Source organism: Hartmannibacter diazotrophicus, from assembly GCF_900231165.1.
In the GTDB taxonomy this organism is placed as follows: Bacteria; Pseudomonadota; Alphaproteobacteria; order Rhizobiales; family Pleomorphomonadaceae; genus Hartmannibacter; species Hartmannibacter diazotrophicus.
In genome coordinates this window covers 2,119,618-2,142,016 of record NZ_LT960614.1, presented here as the reverse complement: position 1 = coordinate 2,142,016, position 22,399 = coordinate 2,119,618, and the positions used below count along the sequence as shown (strand labels likewise).

28 protein-coding genes are annotated in these 22,399 nt (G+C 67.2%); all 28 read right to left on the bottom strand.

Annotated elements, in window-relative coordinates; genetic code table 11:
- Window positions 1-23: 23 nt before the first annotated feature.
- The 28 genes from HDIA_RS10040 to HDIA_RS09905 all read right to left on the bottom strand — a co-directional run bounded on the left by HDIA_RS10040 (window position 24) and on the right by HDIA_RS09905 (window position 22,203).
- A complete protein-coding gene (locus tag HDIA_RS10040; protein WP_099556043.1) occupies window positions 24-386 on the bottom strand; it encodes a hypothetical protein in 363 nt (120 codons plus the stop codon).
- A gap of 73 nt (window positions 387-459) precedes the next feature.
- Window positions 460-1,464: a phage late control D family protein gene (locus HDIA_RS10035; RefSeq protein ID WP_099556042.1), complete on the bottom strand. Its 1,005-nt coding sequence runs from the start codon at window positions 1,462-1,464 to the stop codon at window positions 460-462.
- A 52-nt stretch (window positions 1,465-1,516) separates the two neighbouring features.
- On the bottom strand, window positions 1,517-1,741 hold the full coding sequence (locus HDIA_RS10030; RefSeq protein WP_099556041.1) for a tail protein X: 225 nt from the start codon (window positions 1,739-1,741) through the stop codon (window positions 1,517-1,519).
- Window positions 1,741-2,178: a phage tail protein gene (locus HDIA_RS10025; RefSeq protein ID WP_099556040.1), complete on the bottom strand. Its 438-nt coding sequence runs from the start codon at window positions 2,176-2,178 to the stop codon at window positions 1,741-1,743. The genes HDIA_RS10030 and HDIA_RS10025 overlap by 1 nt, the downstream gene beginning before the upstream one ends.
- Before the next feature lie 2 nt (window positions 2,179-2,180).
- Entirely contained in the window at window positions 2,181-4,859 is a 2,679-nt protein-coding gene (locus tag HDIA_RS10020; protein ID WP_099556039.1) for a phage tail tape measure protein, read from the bottom strand.
- A gap of 125 nt (window positions 4,860-4,984) precedes the next feature.
- Complete coding sequence (locus HDIA_RS10015) at window positions 4,985-5,362, bottom strand: phage tail assembly protein (RefSeq protein ID WP_197708122.1); 378 nt, start codon at window positions 5,360-5,362, stop codon at window positions 4,985-4,987.
- A 63-nt stretch (window positions 5,363-5,425) separates the two neighbouring features.
- Entirely contained in the window at window positions 5,426-5,938 is a 513-nt protein-coding gene (locus tag HDIA_RS10010) for a phage major tail tube protein (RefSeq protein ID WP_099556037.1), read from the bottom strand.
- Between the two features lie 57 nt (window positions 5,939-5,995).
- Window positions 5,996-7,210, bottom strand: a complete 1,215-nt coding sequence (locus HDIA_RS10005; protein WP_099558815.1) for a phage tail sheath family protein — start codon at window positions 7,208-7,210, stop codon at window positions 5,996-5,998.
- Between the two features lie 134 nt (window positions 7,211-7,344).
- Window positions 7,345-7,683 carry a hypothetical protein gene (locus tag HDIA_RS10000; RefSeq protein WP_099556036.1) on the bottom strand — a complete coding sequence of 113 codons (339 nt, stop codon included), beginning with the start codon at window positions 7,681-7,683 and terminating at the stop codon, window positions 7,345-7,347.
- A 15-nt stretch (window positions 7,684-7,698) separates the two neighbouring features.
- Window positions 7,699-8,871 carry a hypothetical protein gene (locus HDIA_RS09995; protein WP_099556035.1) on the bottom strand — a complete coding sequence of 391 codons (1,173 nt, stop codon included), beginning with the start codon at window positions 8,869-8,871 and terminating at the stop codon, window positions 7,699-7,701.
- A gap of 12 nt (window positions 8,872-8,883) precedes the next feature.
- The gene (locus HDIA_RS09990) at window positions 8,884-9,432 is read right to left on the bottom strand and encodes a phage tail-collar fiber domain-containing protein (RefSeq protein ID WP_245884226.1); all 549 of its coding nucleotides are present in this window, start codon (window positions 9,430-9,432) and stop codon (window positions 8,884-8,886) included.
- Window positions 9,429-10,118, bottom strand: coding sequence for a phage tail protein I (locus HDIA_RS09985; protein ID WP_099556034.1), 690 nt, complete (start codon window positions 10,116-10,118; stop codon window positions 9,429-9,431). The genes HDIA_RS09990 and HDIA_RS09985 overlap by 4 nt, the downstream gene beginning before the upstream one ends.
- Before the next feature lie 2 nt (window positions 10,119-10,120).
- Window positions 10,121-11,134: a baseplate assembly protein gene (locus HDIA_RS09980; RefSeq protein ID WP_099556033.1), complete on the bottom strand. Its 1,014-nt coding sequence runs from the start codon at window positions 11,132-11,134 to the stop codon at window positions 10,121-10,123.
- Window positions 11,131-11,550, bottom strand: coding sequence for a GPW/gp25 family protein (locus HDIA_RS09975; protein WP_099556032.1), 420 nt, complete (start codon window positions 11,548-11,550; stop codon window positions 11,131-11,133). The genes HDIA_RS09980 and HDIA_RS09975 overlap by 4 nt, the downstream gene beginning before the upstream one ends.
- Window positions 11,550-11,756 carry a hypothetical protein gene (locus tag HDIA_RS09970; RefSeq protein ID WP_099556031.1) on the bottom strand — a complete coding sequence of 69 codons (207 nt, stop codon included), beginning with the start codon at window positions 11,754-11,756 and terminating at the stop codon, window positions 11,550-11,552. The genes HDIA_RS09975 and HDIA_RS09970 overlap by 1 nt, the downstream gene beginning before the upstream one ends.
- Before the next feature lie 16 nt (window positions 11,757-11,772).
- A complete protein-coding gene (locus tag HDIA_RS09965; RefSeq protein WP_099556030.1) occupies window positions 11,773-12,288 on the bottom strand; it encodes a phage baseplate assembly protein V in 516 nt (171 codons plus the stop codon).
- A complete protein-coding gene (locus HDIA_RS09960) occupies window positions 12,285-13,076 on the bottom strand; it encodes a hypothetical protein (RefSeq protein WP_099556029.1) in 792 nt (263 codons plus the stop codon). Before HDIA_RS09960 ends, HDIA_RS09965 begins: the two co-directional genes overlap by 4 nt.
- A gap of 10 nt (window positions 13,077-13,086) precedes the next feature.
- Window positions 13,087-13,479 (bottom strand): hypothetical protein, encoded by a 393-nt coding sequence (locus HDIA_RS09955; RefSeq protein ID WP_099556028.1) that lies wholly within the window; start codon window positions 13,477-13,479, stop codon window positions 13,087-13,089.
- Window positions 13,479-13,829 carry a hypothetical protein gene (locus tag HDIA_RS09950; RefSeq protein WP_099556027.1) on the bottom strand — a complete coding sequence of 117 codons (351 nt, stop codon included), beginning with the start codon at window positions 13,827-13,829 and terminating at the stop codon, window positions 13,479-13,481. Before HDIA_RS09950 ends, HDIA_RS09955 begins: the two co-directional genes overlap by 1 nt.
- A 115-nt stretch (window positions 13,830-13,944) precedes the next feature.
- Window positions 13,945-14,955 carry a major capsid protein gene (locus HDIA_RS09945; protein ID WP_099556026.1) on the bottom strand — a complete coding sequence of 337 codons (1,011 nt, stop codon included), beginning with the start codon at window positions 14,953-14,955 and terminating at the stop codon, window positions 13,945-13,947.
- An 11-nt stretch (window positions 14,956-14,966) separates the two neighbouring features.
- The gene (locus HDIA_RS09940) at window positions 14,967-15,347 is read right to left on the bottom strand and encodes a head decoration protein (RefSeq protein WP_099556025.1); all 381 of its coding nucleotides are present in this window, start codon (window positions 15,345-15,347) and stop codon (window positions 14,967-14,969) included.
- A gap of 2 nt (window positions 15,348-15,349) precedes the next feature.
- Window positions 15,350-15,922 carry a hypothetical protein gene (locus HDIA_RS09935; RefSeq protein ID WP_099556024.1) on the bottom strand — a complete coding sequence of 191 codons (573 nt, stop codon included), beginning with the start codon at window positions 15,920-15,922 and terminating at the stop codon, window positions 15,350-15,352.
- Window positions 15,923-15,944: 22 nt separating this feature from the next.
- On the bottom strand, window positions 15,945-16,862 hold the full coding sequence (locus HDIA_RS09930; RefSeq protein ID WP_099556023.1) for a S49 family peptidase: 918 nt from the start codon (window positions 16,860-16,862) through the stop codon (window positions 15,945-15,947).
- Between the two features lie 9 nt (window positions 16,863-16,871).
- The gene (locus HDIA_RS09925; RefSeq protein WP_099556022.1) at window positions 16,872-17,141 is read right to left on the bottom strand and encodes a hypothetical protein; all 270 of its coding nucleotides are present in this window, start codon (window positions 17,139-17,141) and stop codon (window positions 16,872-16,874) included.
- A complete protein-coding gene (locus HDIA_RS09920) occupies window positions 17,141-18,763 on the bottom strand; it encodes a phage portal protein (protein WP_099556021.1) in 1,623 nt (540 codons plus the stop codon). Before HDIA_RS09920 ends, HDIA_RS09925 begins: the two co-directional genes overlap by 1 nt.
- Window positions 18,763-20,730, bottom strand: coding sequence for a phage terminase large subunit family protein (locus tag HDIA_RS09915; protein WP_099556020.1), 1,968 nt, complete (start codon window positions 20,728-20,730; stop codon window positions 18,763-18,765). The genes HDIA_RS09920 and HDIA_RS09915 overlap by 1 nt, the downstream gene beginning before the upstream one ends.
- Window positions 20,731-20,734: 4 nt before the next feature.
- Window positions 20,735-21,391 carry a hypothetical protein gene (locus HDIA_RS09910; protein ID WP_099556019.1) on the bottom strand — a complete coding sequence of 219 codons (657 nt, stop codon included), beginning with the start codon at window positions 21,389-21,391 and terminating at the stop codon, window positions 20,735-20,737.
- Between the two features lie 239 nt (window positions 21,392-21,630).
- On the bottom strand, window positions 21,631-22,203 hold the full coding sequence (locus HDIA_RS09905) for a hypothetical protein (protein WP_099556018.1): 573 nt from the start codon (window positions 22,201-22,203) through the stop codon (window positions 21,631-21,633).
- Window positions 22,204-22,399 lie beyond the last annotated feature (196 nt).

The following is a 22,399-nucleotide window of genomic DNA, read 5'->3' as shown; positions in this document are numbered from 1 at the left end:
CTAGCAGGCCTCCAGTTGCCCGATCAGGCCGCGTCGAGGAAGGTCACGTCGAAGGCGGCGAGCGTGAAGGTGTTGCCGTTGGTGACGGTCTGGGATGCAGCCAAGGCACCCGTCGCAATCAGGGTATCGGCCCCGTTGGTAATCGCCCAGAAGGTGGCATCGCCATCGGCCGAGACGGCTCCATCCGTGATCTGCGGCACCGAAACCTTGCGGCCCGAGACAGCACCGTCCGCAGGCGCAGCGATCGCGATCGGGTCCTTGTTGCCGAGAGAGACGGCCGCGACGCCGGCATAGGTGGCCGGCTCGGCCGAGCAGATGTCGAGCCGCAGGCCATTGGCTTTGATCCAGTTGAGTGCCGCGTCGAAGGCGCTGTCGTTGATGTACATGGGACTTCTCCTCAGTCAGACATGAAAAAACCGCCTCAAGGGCGGTCGCGGATGGTTCGGATTGGATGGGTGGTCAGATGTCCGGCTCGCAGAGTTCGAGCCGTGTCGTGGTGCCGCCGCCGCGGTTGCCCTGATGCGTCACGGCGGCAATCCTGTAGGTGCCGTCGACGCCCACGCGGGCGCCGGAGAGCACGAAGAGCCCCTCGGCCTGCGCCAGCGGGTTGACGTCGATCTCGACCGAGCCGAGCCCGTCATTGCGCTTTGCCTGGCGCTTGCGGGCCTTGGCGATGGCCTTGGCCTGATCGGCGTCGTGAGCGGACGTGCGGACGGTCTCGACGGCCTCTTCGTCGGCATCCCCCGAACCTGCACCACCGTGCTCGACCTCTTCCGTCTTCCACGTTCCGCTCGCGCGGTCGAACCATCGCACCTTGGTCTTGCCGTAGCGCGCCCGGGTCGAGACTGGCGTGATCTCCCAGGAGATGACGTTGCCCGGCTCTGCCTCACCGACCTCGCCGAGCACGGTCGCGATCTGGACCGTCTCCCCGCGGGGCAGGAAGACCGCCTGCTTGCCGCGCAACTTGAAGGTGGCGAAGAACTCCCGGGCAAGCCGCTGGCCGAGATGCAGGAAACTCTCCCCGTCGGCCGCCCAATAGCTCCGCTTCGTGGCGCCGAGGTCCTCGTCGATCTTCAGGGTGAAGCCGGCCTTCTCGGCCGCCTTCGTCAGGAAGGCCTTCAGGGTCGTGTCGTCCATGTGGAAGTGTAGCGACTGCTTGGCCTTGCCACCCGGGTCGAAGCCCTTCGCCTGGACCCGCAGGACCCGCCCGCCAAACCGGCTGCCCGACGAGCGCACGCTGTCGACGAAGCCGGAGAAGACCGGGATGCCGTTGAGGGACACCAGCAGCGGCTCCTTCTCGGTCGGCATCCGGACATTGCCGCCGGTGTCGTCGATCGTGATCGCGCAGGTGTCGGAGGCCTCGCCCGCCTTGTCGGTCACCGAGATATCGATCAGATAGGGCCGCAGCGGCTCGGAGATGTCGACGGCGCCGGAGGTCACCGACCAGAAGGTCTGCCAACTCATTCAAGCGTACTCCTGAAAAGTGGGCACCGGTTTTCGGACAAGAGTTCGCGCCTCATGAGAACAGCGTCACGATCTCGGTCGCTGCCGCCTTGTCCTGCGCCGGCAGGTCCGGGATCGTCACGACGGTGCCGAGCGGCAGGATCGGGCCGAGCGCGGCAAGGCCCGGGTTGGCCGCCAGCGTCTCGGCCAGCACCTTGCGCCCGTCGACGCCGTATTCGGCAAAGAGCACGCCGTCGAGTGTGCGCCCTTCCCGGCGAATGGTGATCTGGCTCGCCATCAGATGACCCCGAACAGGTTGAGAAGGCCGACGATCAGCCCTGCCTCGGAAATGGCCGCGCTGTTGCCCGTCTTCACCAGGCGGAGGCGGTAGTCGACCGTGAAGCCGACGCCGCCGCGCATCAGGTCGTCGTGGCGCTCGTCGAGCGCGTTGATCGCATACCAGCCGAGCCGCAGGCCATCGCCGCGCATCAGCGGCATCTGCGTGCCCTGCCGGCTCATCTCGCGGGCGATCTCCAGTTCCGTGAGACCGCCGGTCCGGAACGGCAGGAGGCGTCCGGTCAGGGTGATTTCTTCATCGCCCTCGCCCATGAATTCGTGCGTCTGCAGGCCGCCCATCGTTCCCTTGGCGACGATGTCGGCCGACGAGGAGCGCTCGAAGCTGTCCGCGTTGAAGGGCCGGGTGTCGAAGACGAGAGCACCGAGAATGTAGAGCATCGCTAAGCCACCGCCCAGCCGGTGTCCGTCTGGATACCGGCGAGGCGCTCCTCCAGTTCGCGCTTCAGGTCATTGGCGATGCTCCGGGCATCGGCCTGACCTTCCGTCTTGATGATGATGGTGCCGATCGTGATCGTGCGGTCCCCTGCCTGCTGCCCTTGAGCCGCCCCGGGCTGCCCGGGCGGCTGCGAGGGCGGAGCCGGCGCAAGGGCGCTCGCAACGGAAGCTGGCGCCCTGCCCCCGGCGAATGGTGCGGCAAGGTCCGCCAGCTTGCCGCGCATCGCCTGCACGGCGTCCATCATGCCGCGCCCGGCCGCCGCGGCATTGTCGTTGGCCACCGACGAGACCTGCGCCATCTGGCGGGCCATCGCTCCGGCGATGTCCGGAACGGTCGGACCATTAGGCGCGGCGTCCGCGTTGCTCGTGCCGAGCATCCCCGAGAGCGTCTCGCGGCCGGCGCCGACCAGTCCGGCGATCTTCTCGCGGATCATCCGGGCCGTGTCGGTCGCGCTGTGGACGAAGCCGTCGCGCGTGGGTGTCACCAGTTCCGGGCCGCGCTCGCCGACGAGATAGTTGAGGCCGGCCCGGACAGCGCCGCCGGCCGCGCGAGCACCGGCAATGCCGGCATTGTCGTTGGCTGCAGTCGCGGCATTGGAGACCGTGCCCTTCGTCCGCCAGGGCTTGCCCTTCTTGGCGGGTTGCTCTCCCGTGGCCGGAGGCGTTGCGCCGTCGCCGCCCCCGCCGCCGCCGAGCCAGTCCGGCATCGACGGCCACGAGACGAGCGATGCGATGTCGATCGAACCGATAGTGGCGAGGATCCGGGACGGCAGGTCGCGGAACCATGCCAGCACGGCCTCGACGTTGGCGATCAGGCCGTCCAGCAGATTGGTCATCCACCGGCGGCCCATGTCGCGCCATTCCTGGTCGCTCATCTGGACCTTGCCGAAGAGCGAGGACAGGGTGTCCCAGATCGCGGAGATCGCCGAGATGAGCGGCTGGAAGGCGGCGCCGAGCGCGGGGAACTTCTCGGCGATGGCATCGCCGATGCCGGTGAACATCGCGGCAAGGCCCGACCAGTTGTTGTAGATCCACACGCCCGCCGCGGCGAGGCCGACCACGAGGGCGCCGATGCCCGTGGTGATCAGCGCCAGGCGCAGGGCGACGAGCGCCACCCGCACCAGGCCGATCGGGTTGACGAGCCCGACGAAGCCCTGCCCGAGCCCTGCCAGGGCGATCTGCGAGGCGCCGGCAATGCCGACGATCCGGGCCGAGGCGGCAAAGCCGACGAGCGCCGTCCGCGCGGCGCGCACCGATCCGACCAGCATCGTCAAGGGCGCGGCCAGCAGCTTCAAGGGTCCGCCGAGCAGCGTCATGGCTCCGGCCGCTCGCGCCCCGACGATCGCAAGGTCCAGCATGCCGCCCTTGAGGGCGAGGAAGGCAAAGCGCGCGGCGATGCTGGCGATCTTCAGCGCCACCAATCCGCCGACGAGGGCCACGATCGCCTGCACGGCGACCGGATGGGCAATCGCAAGGTCCGCCAGCGCGCTGATGTAGGGCGAGATCGCCTTCACGACGTCGACGATCGCCGGCAGCAGCGCCGTGCCGATCGAGATCGAGAGCTTCTCCACGATGTTGCGCAGAAGCTGGATCGCGTTTCCGGCCGTCGCCGCCCGGGTCTCGTATTCCGCCTGCGCCGATCCGAGATAGGAAGCTTCATCAGCAACAGCGCCGAGGGACTTCTTCAAGAGGTCCGCATTCTCGATCAGCGGCGCGATGGCCCTCGCCTCGTCGCCGAAGAGGCTGGAGATGGTCGAGGCCTGCAAATGCTTCGGCAGCGCCCGGATGCGCTCGATCACGTCGTTGAGCGTGCCGACGGCGTCGACCTGGAGCGATTTTGCCACCTTCTTGGCATCGAGGCCGATTGCGGCAAACGCCTTGCGCTGGCTCTTGGTCGCGTTCGCGCCCCGCGCGAGCGCCCGGCCGACATTGGCAAAGGACGTGCCGGCGACATCCGCCTGCGCGCCGGCCGCGATCATGGCCGAGCCGATCGCCGCCGTCTGGGCCGCGGTGAACCCGTACTGCTTGCCCTGGCTGCCGACCCTTCGCATGAAGTCGAGGATGTCCGGCGCGCTCGAGGCGGAGGTGTTGGAGAGATAGTTGATCGCGTCGGCGAGCTTGCCCGTCTCGTCGACCGAGAGATCGAGCGCCGTCTTGATCTTGGCAAGGCTTTCGCCGGCCTGCCCCGCCGAGATATCGAAGGCAATGCCGACCTTGGCCGCCATCTCCGCGAACTGCGCCAGTTCGCGGTCCGCCATTCCCGCCTGACCCGCCGCCGCGACGATATCGGCGATGCCGGTCGCCGTCATCGGCAGTTCTGTCGACAGGTCCAGGACCTGTTTCTTCATGTCGGCGAAGGCCTGCGGCGTCTCGAAGTTGACGACCTTCTTGACGTCGGCCATGGCGCTTTCGAAGGCGAGCGCCGAATGGACCGGCGCCACCATGGCGGTCGCCAGCGCCGCCGCCCCGGCAACGGCCCCGATCATGGAGCCGCGCATCGCCGCCATCTGCTCGGCGTTCGACTTCGCCGCATCCTTCAGCCGTCCGACCGAGGCGGCAGCGGCGCGCGCAGGCGCCGTCACCTGATCGATCAGCGAGACGATCAGTTCCGAGGTGAGGATCATGAAGCGGGGATGCCTTTGGGTTTGGGCAGGCGGTCAGCGGCGCGGTGGCCGCTCGGATTTGATGACCCGGCCGAGGGCCTCGACGTTGGAGATGAACTCGTCGATGTCCATCTCCATCACGTCACTCAGGGGGCATCGGGCTTCCCGTCCGAATCGGAGGATGAGGTCTCGCCAGAGGCTTTCGCCGCCTCCGCCGCTGCCTTCGCCATCGCCTGGCGCAGCATCGCCTCCCCCGACTTTCCCATGAGGGGGGCCACCTTCTCTGTGATCGCAGTCAGGTCGTCGGTGTCGAGTTCGGCGATCACCGCCGGCTCGACGCCGGCAAGGGCGGCGTAGAGGGCAAAGCCGGCCTCGGTCTTGCCGTCGATGCCTTCCATGGTCAGGGCATCCTTGGCCTTCATGCGGCGGAAGGTGAGTTGCGTGATCGGCGTCTCAAGAGGGGTGCCATCCACCTCCTCGATCGGAAATTCCAGCGTGACGGTGGCGCTCTTCGGCTTGCTCATGATTGGTCCTCGGTCAGGGGAAAAGGCTGGCGGTCAGTCCGTCGCCAGTGTGCGGTGCGCCGATCAGGCGCCGAGCGCCGAGCGAATGTCGGCGAAGAGGTCATTGCCGCTCACGCGCAGCACCCGCTCCCAGAAGTCGATGTAGTAGAGTTCCTTGCCGTCCATCGTCAGGTCGAAGTGGGTCACTTCCTTGAAGATGTGATTGCAGCCGATGAAGTCGGCCGGGTCGCTTTCGTCCGGCTCCCATTCGGAGATCGCGCCCTTGATGACGGCGCGCATCGGCACCATGGCCCCGGACTGCTTGTCCCGGAAGGCGCCGGCAAAGGTCCACTCGTCGGCAAAGCCCATGCCGTCGAAGATGTCCGTGTCGATGCCCTTGACCATGAAGGTCGGCTCGATCGGCTCGGTGCGCGGCAGGGTGAAGTCGACGCTCATCACGCCGCCACCCGGGTTGTGGTTGGCGTTCATGAACTTGATCGGCGGGATGACGAGCTTTTGCACCGTCGTCGCCCGGCTGGATCCGGCAACGGTCGCGCGGCGAACGTCCACCGCCTGGAGCACGTAGAGAGGCTGCATCGGTCAGGGTCTCCGAATGGAAGGGATCGGCGGGAGGGCGCGGCGGCGCCCTGCCCGTTAATTGAAGTTGGCGACGATCTCGGCGACCAGGGCATCGACGGCAGGCGCGTAGCGCCTGATCTCGTGCTTGGCGAGCTTGAAGGCCGGGCACGGCTCGATGCCGAGGTTGACCTGCAGGGTGCCGAGCCGGATGTCGGCGGCCGAGTTCTGCGAGGGCAGGAACTTGACGTCGTAGCCGAGGAGCGCGTTGTCGGCCTTGTAGTCGCGCAGCGGCGACTTGAGGCTGTTGAGCCAGGCCTCGACCATGTCGGCCGTGATCTTCTGGCCGAGAAAGTCGCGGGTGATGCCGGCCATCTTCGCGGTCACGAAGTCGGCCATGCGCACCTGGTGGATCTGCTCCCAGGTCGTGCCCGTGTCGGCATTGTCGGTGCCGATGAAGCTGAAGCCGCCATCGGAGGCCGCGCCGTCGACGCCCGTCTCGCCCTGCACCACGATCGAGACGTTGGCCGCCAGCATCTGCTGGCCCTCGGTCGAGCCGTCGAGCAGCGAGAAGGGAATTTTGCGCGACAACCCGGCAAGGCCCTGGATCGCCCGGTTGGCGATCGGGTCCGATGGAATGCCGGCCATGTTGTTGTCGACCGCCATGAAGAGGCCGAGGATGCGCGGCGCCATCGGCCGGGTGACGAGGTTGACGCCCTCGTAGACCCGGGCCGCGACGCCGACCGGCATGAGCCGCTGCGAGGACATGGTCTCGCGGGCGGCGATCGCGGTTGCCGCGCTGGTGTCGTCGACATCGACGACCGCGATGGCGAGCAGCGTCTCGCAGGCCGCAGGCAACGCGGCAACGACCGGGTTGGCGGTCTGCGCATCGGCCTGCCAGTCGGTGCGTCCCGCATAGATCAGCCGCGGCGTCGCGTTGACGATGCTCGGAATGGTGCCGACCGTCGCGAGTGCCGCGACGATATTGGCCGACGTCTCCTGGACGTCCGCGCCCTCGGCAACGCGCAGGATGATCACATCGGCGCCGGCATTGAGGCCGACAAGCTGGGCGTTGATGCCGGAGACCGCGTCGGCGAGATAGCCGGTCCCGAGCTTGCCGACCGCATCGGTGTCGCTGGTCGAGATGCGCACCGGCGTCCCGACCGGATACTTGGCCGCATCGGCATCCTCCGAGGATTCGATGATCAGCGCCTTGGAGAAGTCCGGATCGAGGACCGATGTCACCTCGCCGTCCGGCCGGGTGAAGGTCATCCCGAAAGTGGGTGTGGTCATGGTGGTCTCCTGCAGCCCGGCGTCGGGCATAAAAAAAGCGGCTCACGCATGAGCCGCAAAAGTGGGAACCGGTTTTGCGAAAAGCTTATGCGGCAACCGGGATGCCGCCGGTGGATGTCAGGGATTGCGGAGGTCTACTGGCCGTTAGCCAGAACGCCAGCGACGGCGGTTGCCCGGGTCCCGACCTCGGTGAAGACCGCCGCCTCGTCGAGCCCCTTGGCCGAATAGGTCGTGACGACCGTTCCGCCGTCGACGGCATCGAGCAGCGGGCCGAGGATTGCGTCGGCATCGCTTGCCGCCGCTTTCATCTCGGCAATGGTGCTGCCGCCGGACATCGCCCGCGCCATGCGGGCAACGGTGAGCGCCAGCGCCAGGGCGCCGTCCGACGTCGTGCCGAAGAGGGTCTGGAGGTCGCCCGCTTCGCGCTGGATGGCATCGCGCAGATCGGCGCGCGGGGGCTGGATGTCTGGCATGGTCTGCTCTTCCTCTTAGCTGTAGGTGAGGAGGCCGCCGGTGGCTCCGGGCGTGCCGCTGGAAAGGTTGTAGTTGGTGCCGTTGCCGGCGGCGTTCGCCAGCGACCTCTCCGCCGTGACCACCGCATTGGTGTAGGCGGCATAACCGAAGCTGGAGCAGTTCGTGGCGGTGCTGTCCGGCGCCATCAGGCGCGCGAGGTCGGCGGCCTGATATCCGACGACGCAACTGTCGACGACGGCGTTGGGCGCCTCCAGGACCGCGAGGTTGTTGGAGGTCATGCCATTGTCGCAGTTGGTGATCGTGGCCGGCTGGGTCAGATCGTCGGAGGGACCGGCGCGCAGATAGCCGCCGCGATCGCCAGCAACGCCCGTATAACAATCGTCGACCGTGATCTTGTTGACGATCAGGAAGGCCGACCAGGCCGAAAGCGCGCCGATCTGGCACGCGCTGACCGTGGCACCCCGGCAGACGACGACGGCCGACTGCGAACCATAAATGCCGTAGCTCCGGTCGCCGGAGGTCGGGTCAATCCAGGCCTTGCCGAGGCCCGTGATATCCGGGTCGTTGGCGTAGAGCCTTGCGCCGTCATAGCCCTCGATCGAGCGCACGCAGCCGGTGATCACCGGCTGATGGCCGACATAGGTGGCGCCCTGCGTTGCCTGAATGCCGGCGGTGCAGCCGTCGACCTCGATCGAGCCGTCCGCGCTGGACACAACGGCGGCCGTTCCGACCTTCAGCCCGCAGGCGACCTTGTAAGGCCCATTGCCGAGGAGCCGGAAGCCGGAAACCTCGGCAACGCAGCGCTCGACCGAGATGACATAGGGCAGCGCCGCGCCGATCGTCCATGTCGCGATCAGCCGGCAGGCCGCCGGGTTGGCGAGATTGCCGCGAACATGGATGCGGGCGCCGAAGGGGGCATCGGCCAGCAAGGTCGGTTCGATATAGTGGTCGCCGTCCGGCACCTGAATGATCACGTCCGCATTCAACTGCTTGAACTTGAACGCGTCCCAGGCCTCCTGGATGGTGTCGTAGTCGACGCCGATCGTGACTGTGGTCGCTGCGGCGATCTGCCAGTCGGCGAGCAAGTCAAGTTTGTCCTGGATGGCGTCGGTGAGCGCGGTATAGGCAGCGACGGCATCGTTGAGCGCGGTCGCCCCGTCGATGAGTGATTCTGCGGCTGTAACCATTAAGGTCTCTCCTTAAATCCCCGCCGCGCGGCAGCGCTGGTCAAGGTCAATGTTGGCGATGTGATTTCGGGTCGCAGCAGCCAGCAGTTCAGCGAGCACCGCCGTCAGGTCCGGGATGTCCGGCTCCAGGACGGTGATCGCCAGTGCGTCCAGCGGCAGGGCTTCCAGATGCAGGTCGACCGCAAAGTTGATGTCGGCGAGCGGGCTGGTCGCGGCGACAAGGCGGGTCGGGTCCGACCAGACCGCGAGCAGCGTGCCGTCACTCAGGAAGACGCCGATCTCGCGGATCGTGTAGACGTCTTCGGTCGCAGGCACCTGCGCCTGGACCCGGAATCCTTCGTCGGCGAGCACCTGACCGGAGATGAGCGGCACGCGAGCGGTTTCCGAGACGAGTGCGGTAGCCGTCTCGGCGGGCTCGTATCCGACGAAGCCGCCAGCCGAGGCGATGCCCTTGCCGACGGCGATCTCGGTGATCGTCGCCTGGAGCCCGTCGCCCTGGGCGGCGATGACGGCGGCAAGCCCCGCCGTCGTGATGGTCATTTGCAGCGCGGCGGCAGTCATGTGGCCCTCATGTCAAGTCGGACGTGGATCTGGGCTGTGCCGGTGGCGGCGAGCCCGAGGGTGATGGTGCGCTTCGGACGGAAGCCGGCGCGGGCGTCGACCCGCCCCCTCAGTTCGGCGGTGGCCGTCCCGGAGACGCCGATCGAGCCCGCGGCGAGCGCGCCGACCGCCAGCGTGTAGACGCGGCTCTTCGGCTTGGCGCGCCGGATCGTCTGGTCGATCGCGGCGATGGTCTTGGCATCGAGCAGGCGGGCGTCGTCGTAGAGGCTAGTGCGGGCGAAGGCGATCACGTCGAAGGTGCCGCGCCGGCCGACGGGCTCGCGCTGCCACCATTCGGTGATCTGGCAGTCGACGGTCATCGCGGCGAGCGCACTCGTGAGCGCCTTGCGGGCGCCCTTGATCCGATGCACACCCGGCGCCGCGGCGATCACCGCGCGCTGGATGCTCTCCGGCCAGGCCGCATCCCAGACGTCGACGCTGACCGCCCAGGCAAGCCAGGGCAGCAGCACGGCCGGACAGGTCGCCGGATTCCAGATCGTCGCGATCGTCTCGGGCGTGTAGGTGCCAAGCCGGGCGAGTTCGGCGGCAAGGATCGCCTTTTCAAGCGGCATCGCGCTGATCGGCAGCAGCGCTTCGGCGACGGCCGCTGCAGCCGTCACCTGCGCATCAATGATCGGATCGGGCATCGTCAGGCCCAGGTGCCCGCGGCCTGGACGGCCGTCACGGTGATCGCGGTGCAGTTCGGGGCCTGCTTGGACCCGCCGCCGACGTCGGCCGCCGGGCTCGTCAGGGTCACCGCCTCGACGCCGGAGACATAGCCGCAGCCGCCGAGCCCGAGCCGCTCGGCCGTGAAGCCGACACGGCGGCGCTTGGCGGCGTAGGCGGCGATCTTGGCCTCGACCTCAGCGATCATCGGTGCGGGATCGGCGCCGGCCGCATAGGCCACGGTCATCTCGACCGTATAGTCGACGACCTCGGCCGCCTCGATCCGCACGTTGTCCCCGATCGGGCGAACCTCTTCGGAGGTCACCGCATCGTAGACCCGGTCGATCAGCGCCTGGTCGGCGGCGCCGTAGTCGGTCCCAGGCAGGACGACGAGCAGGACTTCCGGCGCCAGCACCGGGTCGCCGTTCGCCCGACCGGCAAAGGCCGTTGTCCGCTGGCCGCGCGAGTAGGCATCGGCGAACAGCACGGCATCGGAATAGGTTGCGCCGTCTTCTTCAGAATAGGTCGCAACGTCGGAAAGGTCCGGCAAGCCGTCGAGTTCGAGGGCGTGGAAGTCATAGGCGCCTTCGGGACCGGCGGTCGAGAAGGCCTCCGGTGCGAGGGCGATGCGGGCGCGGAAGCGGGCATCGCTCTCGAAGGTGACGAGCCCGTCGCCGTCCGTCGTCGACTGGCGCGAGATGCCGTAATAGGTCGCCGCGATATGGTCGAGCGCGGCGCCCGTTGCGGTCGCCAGCGAGAGCGCCGACATCGCCTCGTTGATGCGCTGGTCGACAAGCTGCTCCTGGTAGGCGCCGCCCTCGGAGAAGGCGATCCGCAGCGGGTCGGTCTCAAGTGCCTCGACATCGTAGTCGATGCCGTAGAGGGCCAGCGCCGCCTTGAGGTAGGCGCTGCGGCTCGCCTCGAGTGCGGCAAAGCCCGTCTCGGTCAGCGGCAGGCCGCCGAGGGCGGAAAGGTCCGGGGCAACAAAGCGCGTCATACCATGGTCCCGACGGTGACATTGCCGGACGCGATGCCGACGCCGAAGGTGACCGTGCGGTCCACCTTCAGCGAATAGCGGCTGTCTGTCTTCGGCAGGTGGGCATAGGGGCGATAGTCGGCGAAGATCGAAAGCGCGATCGTGCCGAGCCGGGCCTCGCCGGCGCTCGACGACACCGTGACGGACCGCACCCGGAAGCGCGGCTCCCAAAGGTCGATCGCCGTCGCGATAAGCTGGCGCCAGACAAGGAAGAGGGACGGCGTCACGGCACGGCCGAGCAGTTCGGCAACGCCGCCCCCGAACTCGCGCAGCATGAGGCGCTCGGCGATCCGCGTCGTCATGATCACCTCGACGCCCTGGTAGGCATGCTCAAGGTTGCCGATCATCTGGCCGGTGCGCCGGTCGAAGCCCGCCATCAGCCCTCGGCCTCTCCTGCCTGGGCCTCTCCCGCCTCGGCTGCGGCCTTCCGGCGCCGGGCCTTCGCGGGCACCTTGTCGATCCGGCCCCGGTCGAGGTCGAAACGGGCCTCGGCCTCGGTCAGATCCACGATCCGGCTGGCAGGCACCGGAGCGCCGTTGACGTAGGCATAGCCGTCGCGCACCCGGTAGCTCTCTGTCGTCATCAGTGAGGTCCCTTCATCAGTGCGGCGTCTGGGTGTCGTTGACGCCGATCGCGATGCCGCCATGGACGTGGCTGTCGCCGATGTTGGTGTCGTTGTGCGTCACGCTCGCGCCGACGGCCGCGACCGAGCCGTTGATCGTCACGTCGCCGTCAATCGTCAGCTTGCCGCCCTTCATGGTCATCCGGACGCCGAAGGCCTCAACGACATGGGCTTCCAGATCGCTCGACGGCGCCGCGTTGTCGCCGCCGAAGCCGCCGCGCAGGAGGACGCCCTGGCGCGGGTCGCCGTTCGGCGAGACGACGCCGACGACCTGGCCGACCGAGAGCGGCGCCCAGGTCGAGGTCGCCCCGCCGGATTCGGGATGCGGCAGGAAGGGCGAGAGATAGGGCTCGCCTTCGTCGTCCTCGCCATAGCGGATGCGATAGCCCTGCTCGGCGTCGACGACGGCAACCGTGCCGACCTTCATCGCGTTGCCGAAGGCGGTCTTCAGCATCTCGATATCGGTTCGCATGTCGATGATGGCTTCGATCATGGGGCGACCTCCTCCGCGCCGTCCACGACCAGGACCGCGCCATCGGCAAGCGGCGGCGTCGTGCGGTCCTCGTCCTCGGCGAGCGGGCCGAGCCCGAGAGCCAGAAGACGATCCCGATCGAGCCCGAGCAGCGCCTGCGTCTTGCGCCAGTCGGCCCAATCGGCGCCCTCGGAAAGCAGAGCCCGGAAGACGCGCACGACCTCGCCATAGCCCTCGTCGCCGTCCGCCTCCATGAGGATGAGGCCGGCCTCGACCGGCGCCGGGATCGACCCTGGCAACGGCTCGTCGAGCACCTCGATCTCCGCCAGCGTGTAGCGGGCGGCATGCTTCGTGCCGGTCTCCGGATCGGAGGCCCGGGCATCCTTGATCTCGCCGAAGGCCATCACGAGCCCACGGAAGACGAGCGCCCACGGCGTCTCGCTGACCGTCAGGACCTGGCGCCATTGCCGGTCGAGGATGTTGAGGAGCGCCTCATAAGCGGCGTCGGTCTCGCCGAGCGCGGCGACGATCACCGTCTCGCCCTTGACGATATCCTCCGTTCCAACGGCCACCACTGCCTGCACGAAGAGCTTCAGAACCGTGTCGCGGCCGAAGAGACCGCGCTCGCTCTGGATCCGGCCCTTCTGCTCGCCCTCCTCGATCGAGACGACCAGCACCGCCCTGCGTTCGTCTTTCAGGAGCCCGGGCAGCGAATCCATGCTGCCGGCAAAGACGTGGTCGGTCGCGATCGTCATGTCGCGCAGGGCCTCGACCGCCGCGATCTGGATGAGTTGGCGAATGATGCTCAAGGCGCCAGCCTCACATCTTCACGGGCGAGAGGTAGAGGATCAGCCAGCCAGGCATGTCGTTGCCGATCCGGCTGATCCGGTAGTGCTCGCGCGCGCCGCTGTCGGGATCGACCCTCAGCAGCCGGTCGCCCTCGCGCGGCACATGGCCAAGGTCGGCGAGCCGCAGGGTGACCGTCGGCCCGTCCGTCATCGCCTTCGCACGCATGGCGACGTCGTTGCCGCCGCCGATCTGGGTCAGGTCGGGATTGCGGTCGAAGAAGGCCGGCACGTCGACGAGTTCGGTCCGCAGGGCATCGGGGCCGCCCGACATCTTGCCATCGGCCCAGGGCGCGATGGTCACGACGCCGCCGAGGCGGTCAAGCAGAACGCTACCCGCATCGGCGAAGGCCGCGTCGATATCCATCAGTTGTCCTGCAGGGCGGCGAGGGCCGCTTCGGCTGCCGCCAGCGCCTTTTCCGCATCGGCCTTCGCGGCGAGGTCGTCGCCGGCCTTGTCCAGCGTTTCCTTCGCATCCGCGACCGCCTTCTCGGCAGCGGCGATCGACTTGGCCGTGCCCTTCCTGGCCGCGGCGCGCTGCTTGGCGAGTTCGTCGGCGGCATAGGCGAACCGATCGGCGATCAGGTGGTTGCCGTAGGTTTCGGGAACCCTCACCGGCTCATGCGGGCCGACGTTGATGTCCTTCTCGGTGCCCATCAAGGCCTTGGGAAGCACCCCCTTGTTCCGGAAGGCGACCCAGATTTTCTTCTCCGCCATCGCGGCGATCCTTTCCGTGGCTGCGGACCGCTCTGCGGCCCCTCAAAAAGACGAAGAGCCGGGCTCATCACCCGGCTCTTCGTGCCCCCTCATGGGGTCCAGAGGTTGCCGACGATCAGGCGATCGTCAGCTTGCGCAGCACCTTCGGACGGGTGCAGAGCGAGATCGGGTTGGACTGGACCTCAAGGTCGTAGCCCTTGCCGTTCGGCTTCTCGATCGCCTTCGAGTAGAGCGGCAGACCGATGGTGTTGACGGTCTCGACATAGTCCGCCGGCGCAAAGCGGGTGATGAAGAGGTCCGGCACGCCGGTGACCATCACCCGGGCCTCAGTGGCTGCGATATAGGGGGCACCGAGGTCGGCCGTCGCCTTCGCACCGGTCCGGTAGCGCTCCCAGGTCGCACCGCCCCAGACGAACTTGTCCGGCGTGTCCTGGCGAAGCGCGGCAGCGCCGGCATTGTACATGAAGGTGTCGCGGACCGACTTGTGCTGCCACAGGGCATCGTGGAAGTCGCGGCCGGTGAAGACGTGGATGCCGCCATAAGGCTCATCGAGATCGTCTTCGATCCCGTAGATCACCGGCTGCCAGAGCTTGGAGACGATGGTGGCATCGGTATCGAGCGCCAACGGGATCGCGGCGGGGACCGCGATGCCAAAGACCGAATAGAGGTCATGAAGGACCTTGCCGGACTTGGACGTCACGATACCCTTGAGCGCGCCGACCCGCTGGTGCTCCAGCGTCATCGTCAGGTCCTGCCCATGGCGCATCGCCTTTTTCTGAACGCGGACCGCAAGCTGCTCGGGCGAGGCCTCGGTCCCGAACTCGCGAACGCCCTGCACCTCGTCGGCAAGGATCGAATCGTTGCGCTGGTAGTGGTCGATCAGGAAGGGAATCTTCGTGCGCTTCTCGTCGTCGGTCGTCTCGCCCGCGCCGCCGCGCGCACTCGGCTCGACCAGCGAGAGCTTGCCGTCCTTCATCTCGATCGAGATCATCGTCGTCGAGACGCCGTCTTCCTCGAAGGCGCCCGTGGCGCTGACCTGGCCGGGCCGATAGGAGCCCTGATTGACGGCGGCCGTCAGCGTTTCAAGGCTGAAGGGATCGCCGGCGTGAATATTGGGTGCAACCATGGTGGGTCTCCTCAGCGGGCTTTGATGCCCAGGGCGGCCAGATCGGCGATCTTGGCGGCGCGTTTGGTGGGGTCGTCGACGCTCGCGTCAAAGAGCAGCATCGGGGCTTTGACCTCGGCGTCGTTGGTGAGGCAGACGACATCGACGTCGACGTCGGTCGCGTCGACGCCATAGCCGAGGACAGCCGCGGCAGTTTCCGCACCCTCGATGCCGACCGTCTCAACGTCCGGCGCGCCGGTGAACTTCTTGCTCGCCGTCACCATGCCGAGCACGGTGCCGGCCTCCAGGACGCCAGAGCCGGCGGCGATCGTCAGCGTCTCGCGCGAGCGGTAGCCGTTCGCCTCCGAAAGAATGAAGGCGAGGTTGCGGGCCTTCTCGGTAAGGGCTTCCATGATCAGGCTCCCTTCATGGATTCACGGCGCTTGTCGTAGATCGCCGAGGGTTTCAGGGTGCCCGTGGTCTGGGCGGCGGCAGTCGTGGTCACCGGCTGGGCAAGGCCCGCCGAGGCAAGCCGCTGCTTTTCGTAGTCGTCCGCACCGGCTTCCGGCGCGCCGGCCGCCGGAGAGGCATCGAGGATCGCCTCCGCCGCTTCCGGGCTGCTGTCGGTATTGAAGGCTAGATGCTCGGCGAGCTTGGTCCGGCCCTCGGCCTTCGGGCTGGTCAGGATCGCCTTGATCCGGTCCTTGGCCTCAGTGGCTGCGGCCTTGATGGACGTCGCCAGGTCGCCCGTGGCGTTCGCGGTGGCGCCCGTGAGGGACGCTGCCAGGTTGGCCGCGGCGGCGACATTCGTATCCGCGCCGGGCCTCGTCTGTTCGGTCATGACAACCTCTTCGCTGGTCGCCGCGCCGGGGTTTCCCGCCTGCGGCTGGTTGTTGGACGCTTGCGCGCCCGGCTCTTCCCCGAAAAGGGAAACGGCAGCCGTGTCCGGATGCATCGCTGCATGGACCGCGGCGAGAACACTTCTCATCGCTTTGCTCCTGTTGATTGCCCTAGCGATTGACGGCCTTGACGAAGGCATCGAAGGCCGCGGACGGATCGCCGACAGCGTCGATGAGGCCGAGCGACAAAGCCTCGGCGGCGTCAAACGCCGCCGCTTCCGTCGCAAGCGCCTTCGCCTTGGTGATGCGCCCTGCCCGCCCGGTCGCGACGTAGCTCGCGAACTCCTCGCGCATCGCGTCGGCCGTCGCCTGCCACTTGGCCTTGAGGTCTGCCGGCAGGGCCTCGAAGGGATTGCCCTGCGCCTTTTTCGCGCCGGAGCGAATGATGGTGACGTCGATGCCCTGATTGGCATGGAAGGCACTCATGTCGGCGTGCAGCATGATCACGCCGATCGCGCCGGCCCCGCCAAACTTCGGCGCCACGATCTGCCGCGCCTGGCTGGCCATCATGTAGCCGGCCGAATAGGCAAAGTCGGTCAGGATCGCGATCGTCGGCTTGGCCTTCGAGAGCGCCCGGATCATCGCCGCCGTCTCGTGCGCCCCGGATACCTCGCCGCCGAAACTGTCGATCTCGAAGACGACGCCGCGCACGATCGGGCTCTTCATCGCCATGGCGATCTGCGTCTGCAGACCCTGGTAGGACGTCGTTCCCGAGTAGCTCCCGAGCCAGCCGCCCTTGTGCACCAGCGACCCCTCGATCGGGATGATCGCGACCGCGCCAATCATATCGAACGGCAGGAGGTCCTGTTGCTGCAGGTGCCGCTCCATGCGGTTGCCGAGCCGGCCGGCCGAAGGGCGACCATTCTCGAAGGCTTGGTGCTCGATCCCCTCGCCGCCGTTGACGATCGTCACGTCGGCGCCGGCAATCCGTCCGCCAAGGCCGGAGACAAACGCCTCCGCCTTGCGCGCGTCATAGAGCAGCGGCGTGTTGAACAACCGCTCGGCGATCCGTGCCCGGGCAAACGTCATGTCAGGTCCTCAGCAAAAGCGCATGCGCTTGGCAAAGCGGGTACGCTTGCCGGTCGTGGTCGCTTCGCATGCCGTCTGGTACTCCCGGATCAGCCCGTCGAGGGCCGCCATGTTCGCGGCGCCGTAGACAACGGTCTGGCGCGTGATCGGCGACTGGACCGAGAGTTCCTGGACGTTCTCGCCCGTCGCCATGCGGATCTTCGCCGCCTTCAGGGCCTGGCAGACCTCGCACGGCTTTTCCGTGTCATAGGCCTTGCCGTTGATCTTGATCTCGGCCATCAGGCGCCTGCCTTCGCGTTGCTGTCCGACGGCTGTTTCGTCGCCGGATCGGAGGCCTTCTTGCGGTCGTAGGGCGACGTCATGCCGGCCTTGACGTAGCGCTGGTGCTCGGCCTGCCGCTGCTCGAAGAGTTCGTCCGGGTCGTGCCCGAGTTGGGAGCATTCGATCGCAAGGCTGGACGTGCCGTTGATCAGGCGCTCCGACGAGGCCTCGGCGGATTTCTTGTCGTCGGCCGTCGGCTGGGCAGGTCCCTGCCAGTTCGCCCAGAGCACGTCGTCCCGGTTGGCTCGGAAGGCCTCGATGCCGCCCTTGAACGGAATGCGCCCGGTCTCGATCTCCTCTTCCAGCCAGTGCTCATAGGGCATCTGGTAGTGCGGTGCGGCGATCCGCTCCCGCCGCCGCATCACCACCGGCCAGATCGACGAGGTCTCCATGCGGACCGACGAATAGGTCGCGTCCTGATGGTCCATCGTCAGGCCGCCATAGGTGATGCCGAGCGCCCGCGCCATGTCCCGCGCCAGCGACTTGGCAAAGGGCAGATAGTCCGAGCCCGGCACCGCGGCGGTCTTGATGTCGAGCTTCTCGCCTGGCGCCAGGTGGCTGACCTGCGGATCGCTGGAGACGTTGATCTTGCTGTCGGCTGCCCGATCAAGCTGCGCCCCGAAATAATCGATGAAGTCCGAGGCGATATCCGAACTTCCCTTGCCCGCGATCTCCTGGATCGCTTCGAGCCCCTCGAAGGCATCGGCCGACGGGGCGTCGGAGGTCAGCGTGATCCCGAGTATCGTCTGAAGGAAAGCCATCTGCGCCGTCGCATCGTCGAGGCCGTCCGCCATCAGGTGCTTGCGCATGCCGGGCACCATCGGCGAGAGGCCGCGCACGTCGGACGCGCAGTGCGGCTCGAAGACATGCAGCACCAGGTCGCGCCCCTGCGCGTCCCGTGCCCGATAGTCGACCTTGGTCTCGATCCCGGCCCTCCGCTCGCGGAAGCGATACGCCACGGCGCGCCCATTCTCGTCATGGATGACGCCCTGCACGAGACCTTCGAACTCGTTCGTGTCGCGCACGAGCCGGTGCGGCGGCGACATCAGCATCTTGTTGCCTGTCCGGATGCCGTAGCGGCGCCTGAGCGCAGGCCCCATGTAGTCGGCAATTGCCGTCGATTCCCCGAAGGCGAGCCAGTAGCGCAGGCCGACATCCGCCATCTGCGGGATTGTCAGCTTGCCGCGCACGTCGCATTCCGACGGCTTCCATGCCCAGGTCTTCCAGCCCGCCTTGACGATCGCGATGAAGTCCCGCCGCTCGGTATCGCTGTAGCCGAGCTTTGCAAGGTTCGGCTGCGGATTGAGCGCCAGTTCCACGCCCACGGTGTCGGCGATGATCTGGTCGCAGGCGCCCTTGAGCCGGCCCGAGTTCTGGATCATGTCCATCGCCAGGGCGCCGGCACGATCCCAGACCCGGCGCACGTCGTCGCGATGCTCGCGAAGATAGGCCGGCCGCGCGGCAATGATGCCGGAGCGGTTGTCGCGCAGATAGGACGCCCTCGGCCGCACCGCGGGCACGCCGACGGCTTCGCCAGCCGGACGACTGCCTGCCTTCACGCGCACCCGTGTCTTTTCCATCAGTGCCTGTTCTTCCAGCGATTGCGCCGTCCCTCGCGGGAGCGGTCAGGTTTCTCGGTCGCCTGGGCCTGCGGCTCCGGCTCGCCCGCCTGGCTCATGCCGGCGAAGAGCCCGTCCTCGAAGTCGAGTTGTGCCTCGGCCGGCGGCGTCTCGCGCTCGGCCTCCAGCCGGTCCCAGATCGCATCCGGCATCGAGCGGATGCCGTAGCGGATCGCCGCGACCTCAGCCTGGTTCATCGTGTCGAGGGCTTCGTTGGCCTGCGCCGGGTCTTTCTCCCAGCGATACTCGGTGAAGCCGTCCTTGCGCTTCTTCGGCACCCGCCGCTCCGCCGTAAGCTGGCGGAAGTATTCGTCGTCGAGCCCGCGCGGAAACGCGACATAGCCCCGCTCGAGCGGGTCTTCCTTGGCGCAATTGCGATAGAGCGCCATCTTCAGCACCGAGGCGGCGAAGTTGTAGAACCGCTTCGAATACTTCAGGACCTTGCCCGTCTTCGGGTTGCGTTCCTTCTTGACGAGAGCCGTCAGCGGCGCACTCTCCGAACCGACGCCGCGCACCATGATGACCTGCGAGGCAAGGTGCCGGCGCGCCCACTCCCAGACGTCCTCGGTCCAGGCGTTGCCGTCGATCGCGATCCGGTCGGCGGCGATCTTTCGCCCGACCGCGTTCGCCCAGGTCTGGTCGACGAGCGCGTCGAGCATCTGGCGCGGGCGTTCCTCCGCGATGTGGCCCGGGATCACGCCGTATTCGATGACGAAACGGCGGTTGTCCCGGCCCCAGCCGACGGCCTGCCATTCGATGCGGTCGTCCTGGCAGTCGACGCCGATCGTGATGACCAGCGCACCGGCCGGAATGCGGCCCCTCGGATAGTCGGACTGCGCGGCCCGGTCCCGCAGGGCCTCCCATGGCGGGGCCTCGCCCTGCGTCACGAAGGCCCGGCCGACCGTGTCATTGAAGAAGGTCTGCTCGGACGCCGGATCGCCCTTGGCCTTCAGCCACTCCCGCGCGATCGTCTCCCACGACTGGAGGACCGAATAGGCCGACCAGATGTAGAAGGACCGATGCTGGCGCTTGGCCTTCGGGTTGTGTGCCCGGAACGTGAGCCGCCGGTTCATCTTCCGGCGATGATGCTCCTCGATGACGCCGCCGCACTCGATGCACGAGAAGTGCGCCTTCTCCGGATGCTCCTCGTCGAGGTTGGACAGGAAGTTTTCCCAATCCAGCACCTGGAAGTGATCGCAGTGCGGGCAAGGCACATACGGATATTCCTGGCTGCCCGCCTCGAAGTTCGTCGTCACCCGGCATCCCGGCATCACGAGCGGCGTCGAGATTTTCAGGATCTTCGCAAAGTCATGCGCCCGCGACCGGCTGTCCGCCTGCGTCTCCGGATCGCCCGCCGAATTGTTTTCCCATTTCGACAGGTCGTCCTGGACCTGCCGCTTCATCGTCACCTGGCTGAGCGAGGCCGGCGAATTGGCGCCCGAGATCTGGATCGCGCCGCGCCCGTCGACCCGTTCCTTGTAGAGGACGCTGTCGAGCCCGTCCCGGTTCTTCATCGGGAAGAGCCTGGCGAGAGCCGTCGTTCCCCGCAGCATCGGCGAGAGCTTCATCTTCGACCAGCGCTGCGCGTTGCCCTCGGTCGGATGGACGTAGAGGATGTCTCCCGGGTCCATCGCAATGGAGCCGCCGGTGAAGATGTTGGCGACCACCGTGCCGCCGATCTGAGCGGACTTGCAGAGCGTCACGATCCGGCAGGGATCGTCCGGCGACAGCGCCCGCAGCACCTCGTCGAAATACGGGAAGAGGTCCCGGTTGTACGGTCCCGGAAACGGGCTCTCCCGATCCGAGAAAACGATGTTGGCCTCGGCCCAGGCGAGATAGTCGACATCCGGCGGCGGCTGCAGCACCTCGGCCATGGCGAGATAACCCAGCCGCGTGGCATTTGCCGTCTCGACCGCCAGCGACGTCATCGCGTCAGTTCACCGTGTCCAGTTCGTCGGCATCGACCGTCGTCTGCACGGTCTCCGTCTCCTGTTCGCCCAGCGCCGCCATCTGGCGCGAGGCCGCCGCGCGGACCTTCTTCATTTCCCGGCGCATCAGGTGGAGCACGTCGCGCTGCGGCACCTCGAACTGAGCCGAGACGGCGCCGGCAAAGTCGGCGAGCGCGCCTTCGAAGACCTGAAGCATGCTGCTGGCAACCTTGACCATCTCGGCCTTCGCCGCGGCCGTCTCGACGAGCTGGCCGCGCTCGCGCGCCTCGGCGATCGCCGCGTTGCGGTTCGCGCGCCGGACCTGCTCAAGCTTCTCCTGCTTGATCTGGTAGTCGATGCCGCTTTCGCGAGCCGGCGCCGCGTCCTGCCGTTGAGCGCCAGGCGCCGGGGCCTCGACCGAATCCGCAGCGCCATCGCCGTCGTCCAGGCGGGTGTTGATCCCGTTTCCCATCCGCTGGCCGACATCGAGCGCCATCCGAAGGTCGGTCTTGGCCTGCTCGACGTTGATCTTGGCCCGCTGCCCTGCCCCGACAAGCGCCGCCTGGCTGATCTGGCCGGCGGCAATCATCTGCGAGACGCGCCCGGCCGAGACGTTGATCATCGCGGCGAACTGTCCCTTGGTCACGAGTTGCAGCGTCATCGGCGATCCATTCCGGCGGCACCGCCAGGGGCAAGCGGAAGCTTTACCGAGATTGAGCCTTTATCCCCTTGGTTTTAGCCAGCTTTACCGGCTTTAGGCTTTTCTTTTACTCTCAGACTGGCGAGATTTCGGGGTCTTCCCGCCCGCGGGCGGTCCGGATGGGGATACGGTCCCTAAACCCGGGGGTGGGGCCTGCCCACGAAACCCGGCTTACAACACAACAACAGCGCGGCGATTGCTCAGAACAGGCCCGGCGCCATGCGCTTGAGGTCATACAGCAGCCGGTTCGGCAGATCGCGAGCGACCGTCGTGTCGAAGGCCCGCCTCGTCTCGCCCTGCACCATCTCGGTCGGAATGAAGACGCCTGACTTCACCTTTTCGATTGGCAGGCGATGTGCGCCGGCCCGCTCGAAGACCGTGCCGCCCATCTTTAGATCAACGCGGCTCGGGAAGCGCCCGCCGCGCAGGAACGTCCCACGAAAGACCTTTCGCCCGCCGAACGGCGTGGCGGAAACACCCGCCCGGGTCTCGCGAGGGCCGAAGAAGCGCAGGGCGATATCGCCGCCGCGCGACGTCAGCGAGAATTTCGGATTGGCCGCCGAGCCGCGATAGTCCTTCACCGCCTTGACGATGGTCTTGCGCTTCAGCCCGGTCTGTTTCGTCAGAGCCCGGCGAACCTGCGTGCGGGCCTTCAGGCCAACGTGGTTGACCGCCCGCGCCTCGACCTTGCCCATCGCCGCCGAGCCCATCGTGCGAAGGCCCTTCTCGAAGCGCATCACATCGCGGCGGTCCGCCCATGCCAGCTTCAGCATCCGCGCCTCCAGAACGCAAAAAGCCCCGCAGAGAGCGCTGCGGGGCTTTTTGATGTCTCGACACCCAAATCAGGCATCATGAATTTCGGAAAACTAGTCACAGCACCGGCATTGCGTCAACCCAACATTGAGCTGCGATGACGGTCATGCTCAGCGCAGCCCGCACTAGATGCTCACTACCGTTGATCGATTAACT